General features: G+C 57.4%; 19 protein-coding genes. 13 read left to right on the top strand and 6 right to left on the bottom strand.

Features of this window, described 5'->3' with window-relative positions; translation table 11 throughout:
* Nucleotides 1–7: 7 nt before the first annotated feature.
* Entirely contained in the window at nt 8–1,270 is a 1,263-nt protein-coding gene (locus tag L0664_RS17425; protein ID WP_235227174.1) for an MFS transporter, read from the top strand.
* Here L0664_RS17425 and L0664_RS17420 read toward each other — a convergent pair.
* From L0664_RS17420 to cysS, 3 genes are all read right to left on the bottom strand, one after another.
* On the bottom strand, nt 1,267–2,067 hold the full coding sequence (locus L0664_RS17420) for a squalene/phytoene synthase family protein (protein WP_235227173.1): 801 nt from the start codon (nt 2,065–2,067) through the stop codon (nt 1,267–1,269). The genes L0664_RS17425 and L0664_RS17420 overlap by 4 nt on opposite strands.
* Entirely contained in the window at nt 2,064–3,695 is a 1,632-nt protein-coding gene (gene cimA, locus L0664_RS17415) for a citramalate synthase (protein ID WP_235227172.1), read from the bottom strand. Before cimA ends, L0664_RS17420 begins: the two co-directional genes overlap by 4 nt.
* Nucleotides 3,696–3,807: 112 nt before the next feature.
* The gene (gene cysS, locus L0664_RS17410) at nt 3,808–5,208 is read right to left on the bottom strand and encodes a cysteine--tRNA ligase (RefSeq protein ID WP_235227171.1); all 1,401 of its coding nucleotides are present in this window, start codon (nt 5,206–5,208) and stop codon (nt 3,808–3,810) included.
* A gap of 215 nt (nt 5,209–5,423) precedes the next feature.
* On the opposite strand from cysS, the gene L0664_RS17405 reads away from it, so the two are divergent.
* Entirely contained in the window at nt 5,424–5,780 is a 357-nt protein-coding gene (locus tag L0664_RS17405) for an MmcQ/YjbR family DNA-binding protein (RefSeq protein ID WP_235227170.1), read from the top strand.
* Here L0664_RS17405 and L0664_RS17400 read toward each other — a convergent pair.
* On the bottom strand, nt 5,771–6,154 hold the full coding sequence (locus L0664_RS17400) for a VOC family protein (RefSeq protein WP_235227169.1): 384 nt from the start codon (nt 6,152–6,154) through the stop codon (nt 5,771–5,773). The genes L0664_RS17405 and L0664_RS17400 overlap by 10 nt on opposite strands.
* A gap of 72 nt (nt 6,155–6,226) precedes the next feature.
* Here L0664_RS17400 and soxR point away from each other — a divergent pair, with 72 nt between their 5' ends.
* From soxR to L0664_RS17385, 3 genes are all read left to right on the top strand, one after another.
* On the top strand, nt 6,227–6,661 hold the full coding sequence (gene soxR, locus L0664_RS17395) for a redox-sensitive transcriptional activator SoxR (RefSeq protein WP_235227168.1): 435 nt from the start codon (nt 6,227–6,229) through the stop codon (nt 6,659–6,661).
* A 31-nt stretch (nt 6,662–6,692) separates the two neighbouring features.
* Complete coding sequence (locus tag L0664_RS17390; RefSeq protein ID WP_235227167.1) at nt 6,693–7,865, top strand: pyridoxal phosphate-dependent aminotransferase; 1,173 nt, start codon at nt 6,693–6,695, stop codon at nt 7,863–7,865.
* Nucleotides 7,866–7,978: 113 nt separating this feature from the next.
* The gene (locus L0664_RS17385; protein WP_235227166.1) at nt 7,979–8,779 is read left to right on the top strand and encodes an isocitrate lyase/PEP mutase family protein; all 801 of its coding nucleotides are present in this window, start codon (nt 7,979–7,981) and stop codon (nt 8,777–8,779) included.
* 105 nt (nt 8,780–8,884) lie between these two features.
* Here the strand turns inward: L0664_RS17385 and L0664_RS17380 are convergent, their stop codons facing one another.
* The gene (locus L0664_RS17380; RefSeq protein WP_235227165.1) at nt 8,885–9,478 is read right to left on the bottom strand and encodes an outer membrane protein; all 594 of its coding nucleotides are present in this window, start codon (nt 9,476–9,478) and stop codon (nt 8,885–8,887) included.
* A gap of 38 nt (nt 9,479–9,516) precedes the next feature.
* Between L0664_RS17380 and L0664_RS17375 the strand changes: the two genes are divergently transcribed.
* From L0664_RS17375 to L0664_RS17365, 3 genes are all read left to right on the top strand, one after another.
* Nucleotides 9,517–9,900 carry a hypothetical protein gene (locus tag L0664_RS17375; RefSeq protein WP_235227164.1) on the top strand — a complete coding sequence of 128 codons (384 nt, stop codon included), beginning with the start codon at nt 9,517–9,519 and terminating at the stop codon, nt 9,898–9,900.
* A 31-nt stretch (nt 9,901–9,931) separates the two neighbouring features.
* Nucleotides 9,932–11,497 (top strand): trimethylamine methyltransferase family protein, encoded by a 1,566-nt coding sequence (locus tag L0664_RS17370; protein ID WP_235227163.1) that lies wholly within the window; start codon nt 9,932–9,934, stop codon nt 11,495–11,497.
* A gap of 72 nt (nt 11,498–11,569) precedes the next feature.
* Nucleotides 11,570–13,303: a glycosyl transferase family 90 gene (locus tag L0664_RS17365; protein ID WP_235227162.1), complete on the top strand. Its 1,734-nt coding sequence runs from the start codon at nt 11,570–11,572 to the stop codon at nt 13,301–13,303.
* On the opposite strand, the gene L0664_RS17360 is transcribed toward L0664_RS17365, so the two are convergent.
* Nucleotides 13,295–14,404 (bottom strand): anhydro-N-acetylmuramic acid kinase, encoded by a 1,110-nt coding sequence (locus tag L0664_RS17360; protein ID WP_235227161.1) that lies wholly within the window; start codon nt 14,402–14,404, stop codon nt 13,295–13,297. The genes L0664_RS17365 and L0664_RS17360 overlap by 9 nt on opposite strands.
* Nucleotides 14,405–14,464: 60 nt before the next feature.
* Here L0664_RS17360 and tyrS point away from each other — a divergent pair, with 60 nt between their 5' ends.
* The 5 genes from tyrS to L0664_RS17335 all read left to right on the top strand — a co-directional run bounded on the left by tyrS (nt 14,465) and on the right by L0664_RS17335 (nt 18,177).
* Nucleotides 14,465–15,712: a tyrosine--tRNA ligase gene (gene tyrS / locus L0664_RS17355; protein WP_235227160.1), complete on the top strand. Its 1,248-nt coding sequence runs from the start codon at nt 14,465–14,467 to the stop codon at nt 15,710–15,712.
* 159 nt (nt 15,713–15,871) lie between these two features.
* The gene (locus L0664_RS17350; RefSeq protein WP_235227159.1) at nt 15,872–16,663 is read left to right on the top strand and encodes a GNAT family N-acetyltransferase; all 792 of its coding nucleotides are present in this window, start codon (nt 15,872–15,874) and stop codon (nt 16,661–16,663) included.
* A gap of 60 nt (nt 16,664–16,723) precedes the next feature.
* Nucleotides 16,724–17,146, top strand: coding sequence for a Fur family transcriptional regulator (locus L0664_RS17345; protein WP_235227158.1), 423 nt, complete (start codon nt 16,724–16,726; stop codon nt 17,144–17,146).
* On the top strand, nt 17,139–17,285 hold the full coding sequence (locus tag L0664_RS17340; RefSeq protein WP_235227157.1) for a hypothetical protein: 147 nt from the start codon (nt 17,139–17,141) through the stop codon (nt 17,283–17,285). The genes L0664_RS17345 and L0664_RS17340 overlap by 8 nt, the downstream gene beginning before the upstream one ends.
* A gap of 1 nt (nt 17,286) precedes the next feature.
* A complete protein-coding gene (locus tag L0664_RS17335; protein ID WP_235227156.1) occupies nt 17,287–18,177 on the top strand; it encodes a DMT family transporter in 891 nt (296 codons plus the stop codon).
* The last annotated feature ends 47 nt before the right edge of the window (nt 18,178–18,224 follow it).

Here is an 18,224-nt window from a genome sequence, read left to right as displayed (position 1 = left end):
AATCTTCATGACCGATACAACAGCCCCCCTCACAGATGATCGCCGCGCCAAACGTAATGTCGCGGTTCTTGTCATCGCCCAAGCCATTCTCGGCGCGCAAATGCCGATGGTTTTCGTCGTTGGTGGGTTGGCGGGTAAACAGCTCGCGACGAATATCTGTTTTGCGACATTGCCGATCACGATGATTATCCTTGGGTCGGTGACGACAGCGTCTTGGCTGTCGCCCTTGATGCAATCACGTGGCAGGCGGTTGGGGTTTTACATTGGGGCGATTGGGGGTGCCATTGGCGCCGCAATTGCGGCCTATGGTCTTTACATCGGATCGTTCGCTGTTTTGCTGCTGGGGTCTTATTTTACGGGCATTTATATGTCCGCCCAAGGATTCTACCGATTTGCGGCAACGGATACGGCATCCGACAGTTTCAAACCCAAGGCGATTTCTTATGTCATGGCGGGCGGTTTGTTTTCCGCGATCATCGGCCCGCAGATCAATAATCTGGTCGATGGTAGTTTTGTCGTCCCCTTCCTTGGCACCTATTTGGCGATCATCGTTTTAAACCTTGTGGGGATGTTCCTGTTCCTCGCGCTTGATCTGCCAAAGGGCACGCGGTCCGAACCAAAGTTGGACAATCCGCCCGTTTCGCGCAGCCGCGGCGAACTGCTGAAAGACCCCAACATTATCGTCGCGATGATTGTGGGGCTTGTGTCCTATTCGCTGATGAACCTTGTCATGACGTCAACGCCGCTGGCCGTTGTCGGCTGTGGCTATGCTCTTGAAAATGCAAATAATATCGTGTCCGCACACGTGCTGGCGATGTTCGCACCGTCGTTCTTTACGGGTCATTTGATTGTTCGTTTCGGGGTCAAGGCCATTATGGCCACTGGTCTTGCCATCCTGACAATCGCAGGCATCGCAGCGCTGTCTGGTGTCAGCCTTGCGCAGGCAGATCAACCATCGTTGTTTAGCTTTTATGCCGCCCTGATCTTCCTTGGTCTCGGTTGGAATTTCGGTTTTATCGGCGCGACGACGCTGCTGACATCATCGCACGCACCGCACGAACGCGGCGTGGTTCAGGGCCTCAATGATATGATCGTGTTCGGGTCGGTTATGGTGGCGTCCCTCGCATCGGGCGGGTTGATGAACTGTTCTGGCGGATCCCCGATTGAAGGATGGACAGCGGTGAACTTTGCTATGGCGCCGTTCTTGTTACTGGCCTTTGGCGCATTGGTCTGGTTGTCACTACGTCCAAAAACAGCTGCCCCAGTTTAATAACGATCCCGGACCGTGCGCCAAAACAGGCTGAACCGACGCACAATCGGGCTTTCATCAAGCCGCCCGTTTGCCACGCTCATCGGATCACGGGCCGCTGTTTGCAACGTCCGCTGTGCGCGCCACCCCACCCGCAAAACAGATGCAACAGGCGCATCAATGCGGCCCATATCTGAACGCGCGGCGTTAAGATCACGCAACGCGCCGAGGGCTTGCAGACGCACCGCTTCTGGTGTGCCGCCCAGCAACGGGATGCGTCCGCGTGCTTCAAGTTCGGGAATGGCGCGGAACCAATTCGCCACGCCGATCCCGACGCCGTAGCGTTTGACGTTTCGTTCCAGCCCGTCGTTACCATACTGGTCATCAGGTCGGGTGCGACCAACAGCGCCAAGCCGCGTTGCCGTCCACAACAAATCTCCTGATGTTGCGTTCATATACTCTTCGAAGTGGGTTAAATCCTCGAACGCGTCTTTGTAGATATCCCAGCGCCGCGCAGCCACCAGACCACCCAGCAGACGGGCCCCTTCAGGGTCAAGAACCTCGGACAGGGCGGTCGTCACTTCGTGTTTGCGCACGGTCCCTCCCGCGCTGATTTCGTCAAGCGCATCACGCCACCACTGAAGCCGCATTTCCGCGATCATCGGTTCTTCGGTCACCCAAGGCGCGCGCGCAACTTCGACGTTAAAGGCATAGATCGGGAACAAAATGCGCCGCATCTCAACCGGGCAGGACATAACGGCCAAAAACCGGTCTGGATCCCCCTGTTGTACGATTCTAGCGCAGGCTTCAAAGCTCATGATTTGGGTCCGTCGTTGGCCCCGTCGCGCACCAGTTTCCAGCGGATCGCATCCACAAGTGCATCGAAGCTCGCGTCAACGATGTTGGCACTCACACCAACAGTGGACCATGTACGGCCCTGCCCGTCTTCGCTGTCGATGATAACCCGTGTGACAGCCTCGGTGCCGCCATTCGTGATGCGGACTTTAAAATCGGTCAGGCGGATATCATCGACGATATCGCTATACCGCCCGAGGTCTTTCATCAGCGCCTTTGATAGCGCGTTAACAGGACCGCGATCACAGCCATCCGGCCCAAGGCTTTCGGACACTGACAACATCTTTTCACCGTCGACCTTCACGACAACCATCGCTTCGGACAGCGACACCATGTTGTTGTATTTATTGCGCCGTCTTTCGATTGTGACGCGATAGCGCTTTACCTCGAAAAACTCAGGCATAACGCCGAGTTCGCTGCGCGCGAGAACCTCAAAAGAGGCCTGTGCGGTGTCATAGGAATATCCCACGGCCTCACGGTCTTTGACGCGATCAAGGATGCGTTGCAGGGCGGGATCGCCTTTGGGCACATCGATCCCCATGCCTGACAGGCGTTCGCGCAGGTTGGACTGCCCCGCCTGATTGGACATCGGGATAATGCGGGTGTTTCCAACCAAAGCTGGGTCAATGTGTTCGTAGGTTGTCGGGTCTTTGGCGATGGCGCTGGCGTGCAGCCCCGCCTTATGGGCAAACGCCGATGCGCCAACGTAGGCCGCCTGTTTGTGCGGAACACGGTTCAGGATTTCATCCAGCATCCGTGACGCTTTGCGCAATCCGCGCAGCGCATCATGCGTGACGCCGGTTTCAAACTGGCTGGCATAAGGTTCCTTCAGCAGCAGCGTCGGGATCAGCGTCGTCAGATTGGCATTGCCACAGCGTTCCCCCAACCCGTTCAACGTGCCCTGAATTTGGCGCGCGCCTGCTGCGACAGCGACAAGCGAATTGGCGACCGCGTTTTCGGTGTCATTGTGGGTGTGAATGCCCACATGATCGCCCGGAACGCCCGCATCGATTAACGCCTTGGTCGCTTTGCGAACGTCATGAGGCAACGCGCCGCCGTTGGTGTCACACAAGACAACCCAGCGCGCACCAGCGTCATAGGCCGCCTTGGCAGCTTGGATGGTATACTCGGGGTTTGCAGCGTAGCCATCAAAGAAATGTTCCGCGTCAAACAACGCCTCGCGCCCCTGTGAGACGATATGTCTTACGGACGCAGAAATGTTTTCGACGTTTTCATCCAACGAAATACCAAGCGCTGTTCTGACGTGGAAATCATGGGTCTTGCCCACCAGACACACCGCTGGCGTATTGGCATTCATCACCGCCGCCAGCACGTCGTCATTTTCAGCGGATCGGCCTGACCGCTTGGTCATGCCAAAGGCCGTCATCGTGGCGCGGGTTTTTGGCGGAGCATCAAAGAAATCGCTGTCCGTCGGGTTCGCCCCCGGCCAGCCGCCTTCGATGTAATCCACACCAAGCTGGTCCAGCACGGCAGCGACGGCATGTTTCTCATCCGTAGAAAACTGAACACCTTGGGTTTGTTGGCCGTCACGCAGTGTCGTGTCGTAGAGGTAGAGGCGTTCTTTGGTCATGATACGCGCCCCTTTTGGCCAGCTTTGCTGGCCAGCGCCCGGACTTCCCCCATGGGGAGGGCGCTTCGCACCCACCCCGAGGTCCAAGCGCGGTCCTGTATTGGGGGAATTCTCATAGCAGGGCCTCCAGTTTGGCGGGATCGAAATCTGCAGTAGGTTCGGCGTTTGGGCCGGCGGCACCAACCGACAATTTTAAACCACATGCTTCAATTTTTCGCTTCAGCTCATCAGCAGCCGCATAGTCCGCCTCGTCTCGAAGATACTGCCATTTCGATAGCAGCGGAGCGATCGCATCTGCAGTATACGGAAGGTCAGCGATGCTCGACATTTGAATTCCATGTCGGAACCAATCAACATCTTCAGCATCTGGGAAGCCCAGTAATTGCATGGCCGCTTTTAGATCAGATGGCTCAAGCGACATCATTGCGGACAATGCGCCATGCGTATTTAGGTCGTTAACAAGTGAAACAACTACAGCCTTTGGAACCTGTTTCGAAGCGGTCACACCATCGGTTGCACGGAACCATTGCGTCAGGCGAATTTTCGCCTCAACCCGCTTCTTCTCCGTCCAATCCATCGGCTTGCGGTAATGTGTCGACAACATCACGAACCGGATCACTTCGCCCGGTACACCTTGGTCAAGCAAATCGCGCACCGTAAAGAAATTGCCCAAACTCTTGGACATCTTCTTACCCTCGACCTGCAACATCTCGTTGTGCATCCAGACATTCGCAAACCCGTGGCCCGCGCAGGTGCTTTGGGCGATCTCGTTTTCATGGTGCGGGAATTGCAGATCATTTCCGCCGCCGTGGATGTCGAACGCGCCGCCCAATAGATCCAGCGCCATGGCGGAACATTCGATATGCCAGCCTGGGCGGCCACGGCCCCACGGGCTATCCCACCCCGGTTGGTCGTCGCTGCTGGGTTTCCACAACACGAAATCCATCGGGTCTTCTTTGTAGGGCGCAACTTCGACCCGCGCACCAGCGATCATATCATCCACAGACCGCCCCGACAGCGCGCCGTATTCGGTGTAGGATCGCACACGAAACAACGCGTGCCCTTCGGCAGCGTAGGCATGCCCCTTGGCAATCAGATCTTCGATCATGGCAATCATCTGCGCGATGTATTGCGTCGCACGCGGCATTTGCGTCGGTTCCATCGCGCCCACGGCGGCCATATCCTCAAGATACCATGCAATCGTTTCGTCCGACCGCTGGGCAATCAAATCCTCAAGCGTGCCATCCGCCCCAGCCTCTTGGCGGGCCAATGCCGTCGCGTTGATCTTGTCGTCCACGTCGGTGAAATTGCGCACATAGGTCACGTGATCCGCACCGTAGGTGTGGCGCAGCAGGCGAAACAACGTATCAAACACGATCACTGGGCGCGCGTTGCCAAGGTGGGCGCGGTCATAAACCGTCGGCCCACAGACATACATGCGCACGTTGTCGGGATCGATCGGTTCAAAATCCACCTTTTTGCGGACCTTGGTGTTATACAGCTTGATCGCCATGGCATGACCTCTCACGGGGTTGTGCCCGCGGGGGTAGCAAGTTCAGCGAAGGTTAGAAACGTGAAAAAGCAGCCCGCGGAAAATTCAGCAGGAAATAATAATGCAGCAAAGGGTGCAGATGCTTTTCATGGGCCCCCAATAGCGCGGGCTGCGGCGCAAATCAACCATTCTGCGCGTGCTTGTCAAACCACCCCGTGCGGCCGCATAATCTTTGTATGTCGCGTGATCTTGTGAACCAGCTGTGTAAGTCCCTGCCTGCCGCAGAGCGGAGCGACCCTTGGGGCGGCCATGACACATGGAAAATCGCCGGCAAAATGTTCGCCAACATCGGGTCCATGGGCCATGGCATATCTCTCAAGACCGCATCTGTTGAACAGGCCCACCATCTACAAGACATGTTCGGCTGGCCCAAAGCCCCCTACATGCACCGCAGCTGGGTGCAGGTCCCGTTTGAGACGGACGCGGCAGAGCTTCGGTTTCGCATCGAAACGTCCTACGCGATTATCCGCGCGGCCCTGCCCGCCAAAACCCGCAAGACCTTGCCAGATTTCACACCGACCGATCAGTCGTAACTGATGACTTCAATCTCGACGCCGTTTTCTTCTTTGAAATAAAACCGCCGGCCCGGTTCGTAATCTGCGTGGCTGTGGGTTTCGTACCCTTTCGCCTTTACCGCCGTTTCGACAGCGTCCAGATCATCGACCACAACACCGATATGGTTCAATCCCGCCTTTTCGCGGTAACTGGTATGCGCCGCCTCAAGGGGTACACCGTCCGGCCCCGTATACAGCGCGACATAAAATCCTTCCCCGCCAACATGGACAGAACGACCATTCCCCGTCGCGTCACCAGACCAACGCACCTGCCAGTCGAATAGATCGGCCAACACAGCCGCAGTCGCGTCGGGGTCCGTCACGGTGACGTTAACATGTTCAAGATAGGCCATTTGTTTCTCCTTGTGGCGTTGATCCCCTGTTGTATAATTTCTCAAGTGCACTTTAGATCAAGGACTATTTTCATGTCAGGCCTGACCATCGGTGATCTTTCCACCAGAACCGGCCTCGCGGTGTCCGCAATCCGGTTCTATGAAACCCACGGAATCGTCCATCCGGTGCGCAATGCAGGTGGCCATCGCCGCTACGACAAAGCCGATCTGCGGCGGCTGTCGTTTGCCATGATCGCGCAACGCTTGGGGTTTTCACTGGCCGACATCGCAGCCCACATGGCCCATCTGCCAACACACAAGGCGCCCAGCAAAACGGATTGGAGCAAGATTTCAAAGACCATGCGTATCGATATCACCGAACGGATCACACAATTGGAAAAGTTACGCGACCGTTTGGACGGCTGCATCGGGTGTGGGTGCCTCAGCCTCGCGTCCTGTGCGTTGTATAATCCATCCGACACCCTCGGCGCGTTGGGCGCAGGTCCGCGCACTCTTTTGACGGATTGACACGGGGCAATCGCGCAGGTCACGTAGCCTCATGAAATTGTCCCATCGCATCACCCACCTCACCCCCTCCGGCTCCGACGGGTGGGAAGTGTTTTACCGCGCCCGCGCCATGAAGGCCGCTGGTGAAAATGTCCTTGAACTCACCATCGGTGAACACGACATCCGCACCCACGCGAGCATTTTGGCCGCCATGAACGAGAGCGCAAAGGGTGGTCACACCGGATACGCATCTGTTCCCGGAACACCAGAACTGCGCAAAGCCGTAGCAGATCGCATCCAATCCAGAACAGGCGTTGCCACCGTGCCCGAAAACATCCTGATCACACCGGGCGGACAGGCCGCTTTGTTTGCCGCACACAATGCCGTCTGCGACGAAGGCGATACCGCGCTTTATATTGATCCCTATTACGCCACCTACCCCGGCACCATTCGCGGGGTCGGCGCGATCCCCAAAGCGATCCCCGCCTTTCCTGAAAACGGCTTCCAACCGCGCGCCGATGACATCGCGCGCCACGCACAGGGTGCCACCAGCCTGCTGATCAACACCCCGAACAATCCCACGGGCGCGGTCTATTCCAAGGCGACACTCTCAGCGATTGCCGACACCTGCAAAACCCATGATCTTTGGCTGATCAGCGACGAAGTCTATGACACGCAGCTGTGGGACGGCACGCACATCAGCCCGCGCGCGTTGCCCGATATGGCCAACCGCACGTTGGTCATCGGATCCATGTCTAAAAGCCACGCGATGACGGGCAGCCGCGTCGGCTGGGTCTGCGGGCCACAGGACGCCATCGAACATCTTGTCAATCTGGCGACGCATACAACCTACGGCGTGCCCGGATATATACAGGACGCCGCTCATTTTGCGCTGGGCCAAGGCACCCCGCTGGAAGACGAAATCGCCGCCCCCTTTGCACGCCGCCGCCAAATCACAGAGGCATTGCTGGCGACCCAAAACATTGTAAAGGCCAGCCCGACCCAAGGCGCGATGTATGCAATGCTGGATATCCGCGCCACAGGTCTAAGCGGGCTGGACTTCGCCAACGACCTGCTCGATGCCCATGGCATCGCAACCATGCCCGGCGAAAGCTTCGGTCAGGCCGCAGCGGGTCACATCCGCGTTGCGATGACGATTGCAGATGAAGATTACGCCGCTGCCCTTAAAACACTGCTAGGCTTCGCTAACGACAAAGCAGCATAAGCCCGATCCACCCTCCCGTTTCTTTGGTTCTTAAATATTCTGGGGGGTTCGGGGGGCTAGCCCCCCGATGGATCGGATTGGCGCAGCCAATTCGACTTGAAAGGAAACCAGAGATGACAACATTCAGAGAGATGCACAAACCCGGCAACCCCTTCATTCTTGCCAACGCATGGGACGCAGGGTCTGCCAAAATCCTCAAGGCGCTGGGCGCACAAGCCATCGCGACATCCTCTGCGGCACACGCCTTCACATTGGGTCGCCCTGACGGTTTGGGCGTGTCCCGCGATGAGGCTCTGTCCCATGCCATTGATCTGATCGCCGCCACGGGCCTACCCGTCCAAGGAGATTTCGAAAACGGCTGGGGCGATGATCCGGACACGGTTGCAGAAACGGTCACGCTGGCAGGCAAAGCCGGTCTTGCAGGTATTTGTATCGAAGACATCAAACTGCCCAGCCCCGAAGCCTATGATAGAATGTTTGCGATCGAACGCATCAAGGCCGCCGTCGCAGCGGCCCGTGCCCTGCCGCATGATTTTGTCCTGACTGCACGTGCCGATGGGATCATGACTGGCGCGTATGACATCGACGAAGCCATCGCACGCCTCCAAGGGTTTGAGGCCGTGGGCGCGGATTGCCTGTATGCGCCTCTCCCCAAATCCACCGCGGATGTCGCACGCATTTGTGCCTCCGTCACAGCGCCTGTGAACGTCCTCGTGGCGGGCCCGATTTATGCTGCTGAAACGATGGAAAGCTTTGCACGCATGGGCGCTGCGCGCTTGTCGCTTGGCTCAGCGCTTGCGCGGGCGACACACCGCACGTTGCATGATGCCGCCACGCAGATGTTTGCAGCGGGCAGTTTTGCAAACCTCGGGCATTCCATTTCCGGGGATACGATTGACGCGTTGTTGGACTGACCATCCCGAACACGCGGCAGGCCATTGGCGATCAAATCGCATCCACCAAAGAAAATGGCGCGGCAGGCAATTGCCCACCGCGCCACGATCTCGTTTTAGTGGTTCTTAGAAGTCGAACGATACACGCACCGCGGCGGTTGTTGCGTCAACGTCCAAGCCGCCAACATCGTCAAACTCGTGCTGAAGAATTTCACCACCAATGCGCACACGGTCATTGTAGCTATAGTCTAAACCAAGACCATAGACCGCGCCTGTGTCAGTCACGTCCAGACCATCCACATCGACCTCGGCGACGCCAGCTGTGATGTAGGGCATGAACGCACCTGCGTCATAACCCGCACGCAATTTTGCGCGTGCGACGGAAGAAATGGAGTTCGCGCCGTCTTCGACGTCAAAGCCCGAAAATTCCAATTCACCACCCAGTATGAATGATCCAAAATCATAGTCGTAACCGCCGTGGATACCGTAGGTTGCGCCGTCGGCGTCAAATGCAGCCGTTGTGTCGGACACATCCGCATAGCCAAGCGATCCACCTGCATAAAAGCCGGTCCAATCGCTACCTGTGTCAATTATGACAGGTGCCGCCATTGGCGCGGGTGCAGGTGTGATAATGGGTTCGTCGATATTACCGGCAAGTGCAGGACCAGCAGCCAAAGCCAAGGTCAAAAGTGCAGGTGTTGCAAGAAATGTGCGTTTCATTGTCTCCGTCCTTTTTTAATCGTCATTGCCACATGAGAATGCGTTATCTGTTCTGCCCCTCACGTTGCGCCTACAAACGACGCACTGCCCTAACGGTTCCATCTTTATTGAACGAAAACCGCAGTTTGAGCCATTTCCTGCCATCTGATGAGATTGCCTACGCTAAACTCCGCGCAAGGCATCCTTTTCACACAAGCGTGAGTGATCCAGTGCGACGGAAAGAAAACAACACTTTTTCGCGCCGAAACGCCCAAAAACGACCACAGGTCGCAAATGAAATAGAACATCTGGCCCGAATTGATCGAAGATTTGATCATGGAGCCTATTTTTTGAGCATCAAGACCCATCCCGTTCGTGTTCGCCTGACCATTGGCGCACGTCGCGGCCGCGCGGCCAGAGGGCGCCCTATCGATTTGTTTTGAAGTCCCAAATTTCAAATCGAAAGGCACTATTATGAACGACGAATCCCCAATCAAACGCGCTGGCCGATCTGGCGGGCGCAGCGCACGTCATGCGGCCCGCGCAGCCGCCCTGCCCGATAACATGCGCCCGGTGCGCGCTGGCATGACTGGCGGGCGCTACAAACCTCTTAGTGACGCAGAGGTTCAAAAAATTCATCAGGCCGCCCTTACGGCCCTCGAAACGATCGGGTTGGCGGACGCACCTCCAAGCGGGGTTGAGATTTTGACAGGCGCAGGTGCGATTATGGGGGACGATGGCCGCATCCGGTTCCCACGCGCCTTGGTGGAAGACATGCTGGCGGTGTCCTGCAAAGATCTGACCTTGTGCGGACGTAATCCGGCCCACGACCTCGATCTATCGGGCCAGCGGGTGCACTACGGAACAGCGGGCGCTGCGGTAAATATGGTGGACGTTTCCGGCAACAGTTACCGCGACAGCACCCTACAAGATTTGCACGACGCCGCGCGCATTACGGACGTTCTTGACAACGTCCATTTCCTGCAACGCCCGATGGTTGCACGCGATATCCTTGATAACCTCGAAATGGATATAAACACGCTGTATGCGTGCTGTTCGGGCACAACCAAACATGTCGGCACGTCAATTTCCGATCCGTCCCACGTGGGCGACTGCCTTGAATTTCTGTACGCGGCCGCAGGTGGCGAAGCCAAGTTTCGCGCACGCCCCTTCGTGTCCATGTCCAATTGTTTTGTGGTTCCGCCGATGAAATTCGCCACGGAAAGCTGCGAAGCCATGGAAACGGCGATCAAGGGCGGCATGCCGGTTTTGTTGCTATCTGCGGGGATGTCCGGTGCCACCGCGCCATCCACCATCGCGGGTGCGATCGTTCAGGCCGTGGCGGAATGTCTGGCAGGTGTGGTCTATGTCAACGCCATGGCCCCGGGGCATCCGGCGATCTTTGGCACTTGGCCGTTTGATCTGGACCTTCGTACAGGATCGATGACCGTCGGTTCTGGGGAACAATCGCTTTTGTCGGCGGGCTGTGCGCAAATGCATGCGTTCTACGGCGTCCCGGGCGGCGCAACAGGCGGTGCGTGCGATTCAAAAATGCCGGACATGCAGGCCGGTTGGGAACAGATGGGCACCAATGTTCTGGCCGGTGTCGCGGGGTGCAACATGGTCTATGAAGCGGCAGGAATGCACGCGTCCCTCCTCGGATTTTGCCTTGAAAGCTTGATCCTTGGGGATGATTTGATCGGCCAGGCGCTGCGCTGCGTGCGCGGCATCGAAGTAGATGATGAAACGCTTGCTCTCGATCAGATGCGCGAGGTCTGCATGGGCACGCCCGACATTCCTGCGGTTGGCCATTACCTCGGCACCGATCAAACCTTATCGCGGATGCAAAGTGACCGAATTTACCCCAATCTTGGCAACCGGATGAGCCCGAAAGAATGGGTCGAAAAAGACCGCCCCAATCTGGTAGAAAACGCAATCGCCCGCAAAGAGGCAATCTTGGCCACGCGGTCAGCTGCGCGGTTTGATCCCGAATTGGACACCAAGCTGCGCGCGCAGTTCAATATCCATCTGCCTGCCTAAATCGCCTGTTCGGTTGTCGCGTCGGATGTGACAGGTCACACTCTCGCAAACGACGTGACACGGGAATCGATTATGCCAAACAGCGCCCCGCCGCGGGTTTTTGCAATTGGACTGCCGCACAGCGGTGGTGCCGCGGTGGCCGCCCTGTTTGAAGGCAACGGATACGCATGGGCGCACCACAAGGGCGGAAAGCTCGCGCAAAGCATGGCCTACGCGCGCGCGAGCGGAACAGCGCCGCTGTCGCAATGGCTCAAGTTCGTCGGGTTTTCAGGGCTTCACCGCACCAACAAACGCCACCTGCCGCCGCTTGTCATTCAGGACCATCTTGAATTCCTGCTCACGCGGTTTCCTGACGCCTATTTCATTCGGACCCAACGCGATCCCGCCGATTGGATTGCCGCACGGTTCTGGGCAGAAGATGGTGATCACCGTATCGCGGCCGCATGGCACGCAGGTGTATCAGAGGCAGCATTACCCGCCCATTGGATCGACGAAGACGCCGCACATCAAGCCGCCTGTGCTAGGTTGTTCGGGCAAAATCCGCGATATATCGACTTTAACGTCACCTCAGAACCGATTGAAAAACTGATTGATTTCTTATCTGCTGATTTCACCTTAACGAATTCCGCCCCGACACCGGACATGACGGTAAGCGCGGAACAGATAGACGGCGTTGTCAACTTCCTCGGCGCGCAGCCTGCTGCATCATCCCCGCCGCCTGCCGATATGACATTCGCACACGAAGTGGCCGCGTTTGCAGCCGCCAAGACCGGCCACTCCGGCAAAAGAAAAGGGCTGAGCGGTACGGCCGTCACATGGGAACGGGACCGAACGATCACCGATCGTTTCGCCAATCCTGTCGCGTTGCATCAAGCGGCGGCCGATATGCCGTTTCACCTGACCCCCGACAGCAACGGGTTTGAACGCGCACAAGGCACATTGAACGAATTAATGCGCTACGGCGCGCAACCGCCCCTGCATATCGATATGATGGATGCGCGATTTATCGGAACGCCAACGCGGCGCAATCCACCGCACCGCACAGTCGCGTACAACCGTCGTAAAGGTGCCAAAAATCTGACGCTTTGGCCCTTGCCCGGCTACCATACGCTCGCCCCGACAGGCCAAGCAGGCGGCTTTGCACATGACACAATACCGTTCGAAGATAAGGAAGATCGCTGTGTCTGGCTCGGCAATATGACCGGACGCATGTCAGATGTCCTGACACCCGAGGGCCGCCCCCTGCGCGGCGTTTACAACATTCGAGATCAGGCAGAAACCTTGCGCGATGACAGCCCGGATTGGGCCGGCGTCGTGGCGGATTTACTGTGTGTGCCCCGCTACAACATCGTCAAAACCTACCGCGACCACCCTGATTTCGAAGTCGGTTTGGTTCTTCGGGGAAGATGGAAAAGACTTGCACAGACACCCGCCTTCGCGGACCTATGTCACCCCAAACGCCCGCGGACCTGGTTTCATCAGTTCCGGTATATCTTAAGCCTCGCGGGGAATGACACAGGATCGAATTTCCTATCAGCTGCATCATCCAACGCATTGATCCTAAAAGAAGAAGACGGATGGGAGCTGTTTTACACCGACGCATTCAAGCCTTGGGTTCACTACGTGCCACTTATCGAGGGCGCGCAAGATGTCGAAGAAAAACTCGCATGGGCACGCGCGCATCCCGACAAATGCAAAGCCATGGTCACTGCGGCAAAGGCCCTTTTTGATGCCTTTGCAAACCCGAACAACCGCGACGCGATATTGCGCCAAATTACGTCCAAACTGAACGCCGATTTAGGATGAGGGGCGCGATATAGTCCCGCCCCCAATCGCGGCTTTGACACCCGTTGTGCCGGGGGCGCTGGTTGGTAACCCCTTGGCGACGCGCACCGCAAGAAAAGCAAATGCCTGCGCTTCTAACATGTCGCCGTCAAATCCTGCGTCTTCAATCGGGGCGATCGGCACGTCGCAGCATTGTGCAATCATCCGCATCAACGTCGGGTTTCGCCGCCCCCCGCCTGTGACATAGACACTGGCAGGCGGCGTCGGGCACGCACGCACCGCTTGGCCCACTGACGCGGCACATGCCATCGTCAGCGTTGCAACGGCATCTGCATTGGACAAATCCGCGACAGCATCCGACAGAGCGGAAAACGCGTCTCGGTCCAGTGATTTGGGGGGCATGCGAAAGAAATACGGATGTTGGAGAAACGCATCGATGATCCCTTGATCGACGTCGCCCTTGGCTGCCAAAGTACCGTCCATATCATAGGCCTGCCCCAATCGTGCCTGCATCAAATCATTGATCGGTGCATTGGCGGGGCCTGTATCAAAGGCCAGCAGCGCACGGTCGCTTTCGGGGTGCGGCAAACTAGGGTCGATCCACGTCAGGTTCCCGACGCCGCCAAGGTTCAATATGGCGATGGGTGCATCTGCTTTCATTTTCTTGGCCAAAGCGAAGTGGTAAAACGGCGCCAGCGGCGCGCCCTCTCCGCCCATTTGAACGTCTGCTGAACGAAAATCCCACACAACGGGTTTACCCAGAACTTCCGCCAAGACAGCCCCGTCACCGGCCTGATGGGTTCGGGGTTCTCCCAGAAGGCCTTGGGGATCGTGGGCCAAGGTTTGGCCGTGAAACCCGATCAGGTCCGCCTGCGGGAATTGGGACAAAACCTGCGCATGAACGGTTTCGATCAATTCGCTCACCTCGCCCAGATCACCGTCGTGCCACTGGCCCAAAGCGGCGCGCAACACGCCTCGTTGATCGTCGGTATAGGGCAAAAAAGCGACGTCACCGAAGCGCGAAATGGTATGGCCGTCTGTGACGATTTCAGCCGCATCGACGCCATCCAGCGATGTGCCCGACATGGCCCCGACCACCCGCACTTCTTGATCTTTTAACATGCTCTTTCCCTCTGCCTGATCGCGCCATATAGAGTGGTCAAACGCTAGCAGGAACGCACCATGACCTACCATCCAAAATCCGACTTTATTCGTGTGATGATCGAACGCGGCTTTCTAGCCGATTGCACGGACTATCAGGGCTTGGACGAGGCTTTTGCCGCGGGGATTGTTCCCGCCTATATCGGTTTCGATGCGACGGCGAAATCGCTGCATGTGGGGTCCCTGATCCAGATCATGATGTTGCGGTGGTTGCAAAAGACAGGCCACCAGCCGATCACCCTGATGGGGGGCGGCACAACAAAGGTCGGCGACCCGAGCTTTCGCGCAGACGAACGCCCGCTTTTGACGCCCGACATGATCGACAGCAATATCGCGGGCATCAAGCAGGTGTTTTCGAAATACCTGTCTTATGAGGGCGAAACCCCTGCGTTGATGCTGAACAATGCCGAATGGCTGGACGGGTTAAACTACCTCGATTTCTTGCGCGACATCGGTAAGCACTTTTCGGTCAACCGGATGTTGTCCTTTGAATCCGTGAAATCACGACTGGATCGCGAACAAAGCCTGAGCTTTCTTGAGTTCAACTACATGATCCTGCAAGCCTATGATTTCCTTGAGCTTAACCGCCGTTACGGCTGTTTGCTGCAAATGGGTGGTAGTGACCAATGGGGCAATATCGTCAACGGTATCGACCTGACGCGCCGCGTGTTGGATCACGAAATTTACGGCCTGACCTCTCCGTTGTTGACCACCAGCGATGGCAAGAAGATGGGCAAATCCCTGTCCGGTGCGATCTGGCTGAACGACGAAATGCTCAGCTCTTATGAGTTCTGGCAATTCTGGCGCAACACCACGGACGCGGATGTCGGCCGTTTCCTAAAGCTTTACACTGAACTTCCGGTCGAAGAATGTGACCGCCTTGGCGCGCTTGAGGGTGTGGCGATCAACGACGCGAAAATTATCCTCGCCAACGAAGTGACGGCCCTGTGCCACGGTCGCGACGCGGCAGAGGCGGCGGCGGCGACAGCCAAAGAAGTGTTCGAAAAAGGCGGTGTCGGGGATGACCTGCCGACGCTCACACTGGATGCAGCAGACGTTGGCGATGGGATTTCCATCGTGCAGTTGATCGTGAAATCGGGATTGGCCGGGTCGGGCAAGGAAGCAAAGCGGCTGATTTCCGAAGGCGGCGCGAAGATGAATGATGAACACTTGGGTGACGCGGGCCTTATGATCAATGCGGATGACCTAGCCAGCCCGATCAAGCTCAGCGCGGGCAAGAAACGTCATGCTCTCGTCGTTCTAGGTTAACAGCGCCAGCACGCCCCCACCGATCAACGCCAAGACCGATGCTACAAAAGCCGCCGCAAACGGCGTAGGTTTTGGCGCGGGGATGTCCGGCAAGTGCCTCAATCGCTTATTCATCCCTGCATTAACCATGTCTTAGATAAACATGTGGTTAATGCAGCCATGTCTGTGCCGCTTCAACAATCGCCCGCATTTGCCCGCGCCCTGACCGCGTTCGGCGCCGACGTGTCCTGCGACGCACCTGTCGTTCTAAACCGACACATCTGGCCATTGGGCCGTATCGGGTTCACGTCGCGTGGGCCACACGACACGTCAGACCTGCGGGCATTGCGCCGCGACGGCTTGCGCATCTTCAACGCAGAACATGACGCACCGACGCCCTATAAATCCGCCGGATTTCGCCAGATCATCACACCTGCCCACATTGCTGAGTGGGAGTTATGCGCAACGACGGATGAACGCCGTGCCGCCCTGCATCCCAAATGGCGCAATCAACTGCGGCGCGCCGAGGCTGCCAAACTACGTCTACGGGACGTCAATTGGGACGGCATGGACCACCCCTTGTTCCAACATGCAGATACAACCGCGCGGTCCAGACGGTTTCGCCCATTGCCGACCGCCCTGATAGCCACATTTGCGCAACTCAACCCCGAAGATGCGTTAATCTTTGAATCCTACGACAAGGGGCACCTGATCGCTGCTATTCTTGTACTGCGCCACGGCGAAACCGCCACCTTACAAACAGCCTGGACCAGCCCGAACGGGCGGCGCGCCCATGCCCATAATTTACTGCTGTTCCATGCGGCGGACAGGCTTACCCATCTTGGCCACAAGACATTCGATCTTGGTCTTGTCGAAACGGACAATGCCCCGACCCTCGCGCGGTTCAAATTGCGCACCGGTGCGGCCTTGCGCAAACTTGGTGGCACTTGGATCGCCATTCCCGGCCTGTGACCACTTGGCCCTGTGGCCCCTATCGCGTAAGCAAGGCGTACAGCACAGGCACGGACCAACATGAGCGACACAATTCTTTCCCGCTGCGAGGCCAAGGGCCTTCGCCTTACCGATCAACGCCGCACAATTGCAGGCGTTCTTGAGGCGTCCGACGACCATCCCGACGTCGAAGTGCTGTATAACCGCGCCTCTGCCGCGGACCCGCGTATCTCGCTGGCGACCGTGTACCGCACCGTAAAGCTGTTCGAAGAAGCCGGCATTCTGGAGAAACATGATTTTGGCGACGGGCGCGCGCGCTATGAAACCGCGGACCGCGACCATCACGACCACCTGATTGATGTTCAATCGGGAGAAGTGATCGAATTTATCGATGCCGAGATCGAAGCGCTGCAAGAACGTATCGCGGACAAGTTAGGGTATGAGCTAAAGGGCCATCGGCTTGAGCTTTACGGCGTGCCCAAAAAGGAAAACCCTGATGGCTAACCACCGCCCGGTACAGGCCGCATTGATTGACGCGGACAATGTACGCACCAAACCCGCATTGCGCTGCGCTTATGGGGGTTGGCGTCCCTTGGGTGGCGTTGGTCCGATGATCCGCCCCACGAAAACAGCGGTGCGTTGATTTGGAAAACTTGCGCGGTGCGGCCTTTATGACGTTTTCGATGCTCGCCTTCGCGATCGAAGACGTGTTGATCAAAACCCTTGGTGCGCGCATCCCACCCGGTGAAATTATCGCCGTGATCGGCGCCGGTGCTGCTCTGTCGTTTGCCGTGTGGTTCATCGCCAAGGGCCAGCCGGTTTTCGTTCCCGCCCACAAAAGCCCCCAAGTCTGGCGACGTGGGTTTTTTGAGGTCATGGGCACAATGTTGTTTATCACAGCCCTGATGCGGTTGGACGTGACGATGCTGTCGGCGATCATTCAGGCCACCCCTCTCGTGGTGGCCCTGGGCGGCGTCATTTTCCTTGGGCAAACTGTGGGATGGCGGCGTTGGGCCGCCATTCTGGTCGGGTTTGTCGGAGTTTTGCTGATCATCCGACCAGGTGTTGAAGGTTTTTCAGTGGCGGTCCTGATTGGTGTTGGCGGGATGCTGGGCCTTGCGGGGCGTGATCTGTCGACACGTGCAATCACGGTTCCGATTTCGGGTGCGCATTTATCGCTGCATGCCTTTTTGCTGCTGGTCCCCGCGGGCCTTGTTCTGTGCTGGTTCAATGGTGAATCCCTGATCGTACCGAACGCACGTGACAGTGCCGTGTTGGTGGGCTGCGTGATCGTCGCGCTGCTGGCCTATCTGAGTATTGTCGCCGCAACGCGGGCTGGTGATGCCGCGTTCATTTCCATGTTCCGCTACACACGAATGGTCTTTGCATTGATCCTTGGCATGACCGTTCTCGGCGAACGCCCTGACGCAATGACCCTGATCGGCGTGACCATCGTTATCGGCGCAGGTGTCTTTACCCTTCTACGCGAAGCCCGCACCCGCCCCACTTCCCAAGCCACGCCCGACCCGTTATAGGGTGCCATAATATCGAACTGTTTGCGCTAACAAAGCCGAAGGAAAAT

It is taken from the genome of Octadecabacter dasysiphoniae (assembly GCF_021532615.1).
GTDB classification, from domain to species: Bacteria; Pseudomonadota; Alphaproteobacteria; order Rhodobacterales; family Rhodobacteraceae; genus Octadecabacter; species Octadecabacter dasysiphoniae.
This window is presented reverse-complemented; position numbering and strand designations above follow the sequence as displayed.

Coding starts and splice junctions, on each gene's coding strand:
- L0664_RS17380 (WP_235227165.1), bottom strand. CDS start 9,478: ATGAAACGCACATTTCTTGCAACACCTGCACTTTTGACCTTGGCTTTG.
- L0664_RS17425 (WP_235227174.1), top strand. CDS start 8: ATGACCGATACAACAGCCCCCCTCACAGATGATCGCCGCGCCAAACGT.
- L0664_RS17350 (WP_235227159.1), top strand. CDS start 15,872: ATGTCTGTGCCGCTTCAACAATCGCCCGCATTTGCCCGCGCCCTGACC.
- L0664_RS17370 (WP_235227163.1), top strand. CDS start 9,932: ATGAACGACGAATCCCCAATCAAACGCGCTGGCCGATCTGGCGGGCGC.
- L0664_RS17375 (WP_235227164.1), top strand. CDS start 9,517: ATGCGTTATCTGTTCTGCCCCTCACGTTGCGCCTACAAACGACGCACT.
- cysS (WP_235227171.1), bottom strand. CDS start 5,208: ATGGCGATCAAGCTGTATAACACCAAGGTCCGCAAAAAGGTGGATTTT.
- L0664_RS17400 (WP_235227169.1), bottom strand. CDS start 6,154: ATGGCCTATCTTGAACATGTTAACGTCACCGTGACGGACCCCGACGCG.
- tyrS (WP_235227160.1), top strand. CDS start 14,465: ATGACCTACCATCCAAAATCCGACTTTATTCGTGTGATGATCGAACGC.
- L0664_RS17390 (WP_235227167.1), top strand. CDS start 6,693: ATGAAATTGTCCCATCGCATCACCCACCTCACCCCCTCCGGCTCCGAC.
- cimA (WP_235227172.1), bottom strand. CDS start 3,695: ATGACCAAAGAACGCCTCTACCTCTACGACACGACACTGCGTGACGGC.
- L0664_RS17385 (WP_235227166.1), top strand. CDS start 7,979: ATGACAACATTCAGAGAGATGCACAAACCCGGCAACCCCTTCATTCTT.
- soxR (WP_235227168.1), top strand. CDS start 6,227: ATGTCAGGCCTGACCATCGGTGATCTTTCCACCAGAACCGGCCTCGCG.
- L0664_RS17405 (WP_235227170.1), top strand. CDS start 5,424: ATGTCGCGTGATCTTGTGAACCAGCTGTGTAAGTCCCTGCCTGCCGCA.
- L0664_RS17345 (WP_235227158.1), top strand. CDS start 16,724: ATGAGCGACACAATTCTTTCCCGCTGCGAGGCCAAGGGCCTTCGCCTT.
- L0664_RS17360 (WP_235227161.1), bottom strand. CDS start 14,404: ATGTTAAAAGATCAAGAAGTGCGGGTGGTCGGGGCCATGTCGGGCACA.
- L0664_RS17340 (WP_235227157.1), top strand. CDS start 17,139: ATGGCTAACCACCGCCCGGTACAGGCCGCATTGATTGACGCGGACAAT.
- L0664_RS17420 (WP_235227173.1), bottom strand. CDS start 2,067: ATGAGCTTTGAAGCCTGCGCTAGAATCGTACAACAGGGGGATCCAGAC.
- L0664_RS17365 (WP_235227162.1), top strand. CDS start 11,570: ATGCCAAACAGCGCCCCGCCGCGGGTTTTTGCAATTGGACTGCCGCAC.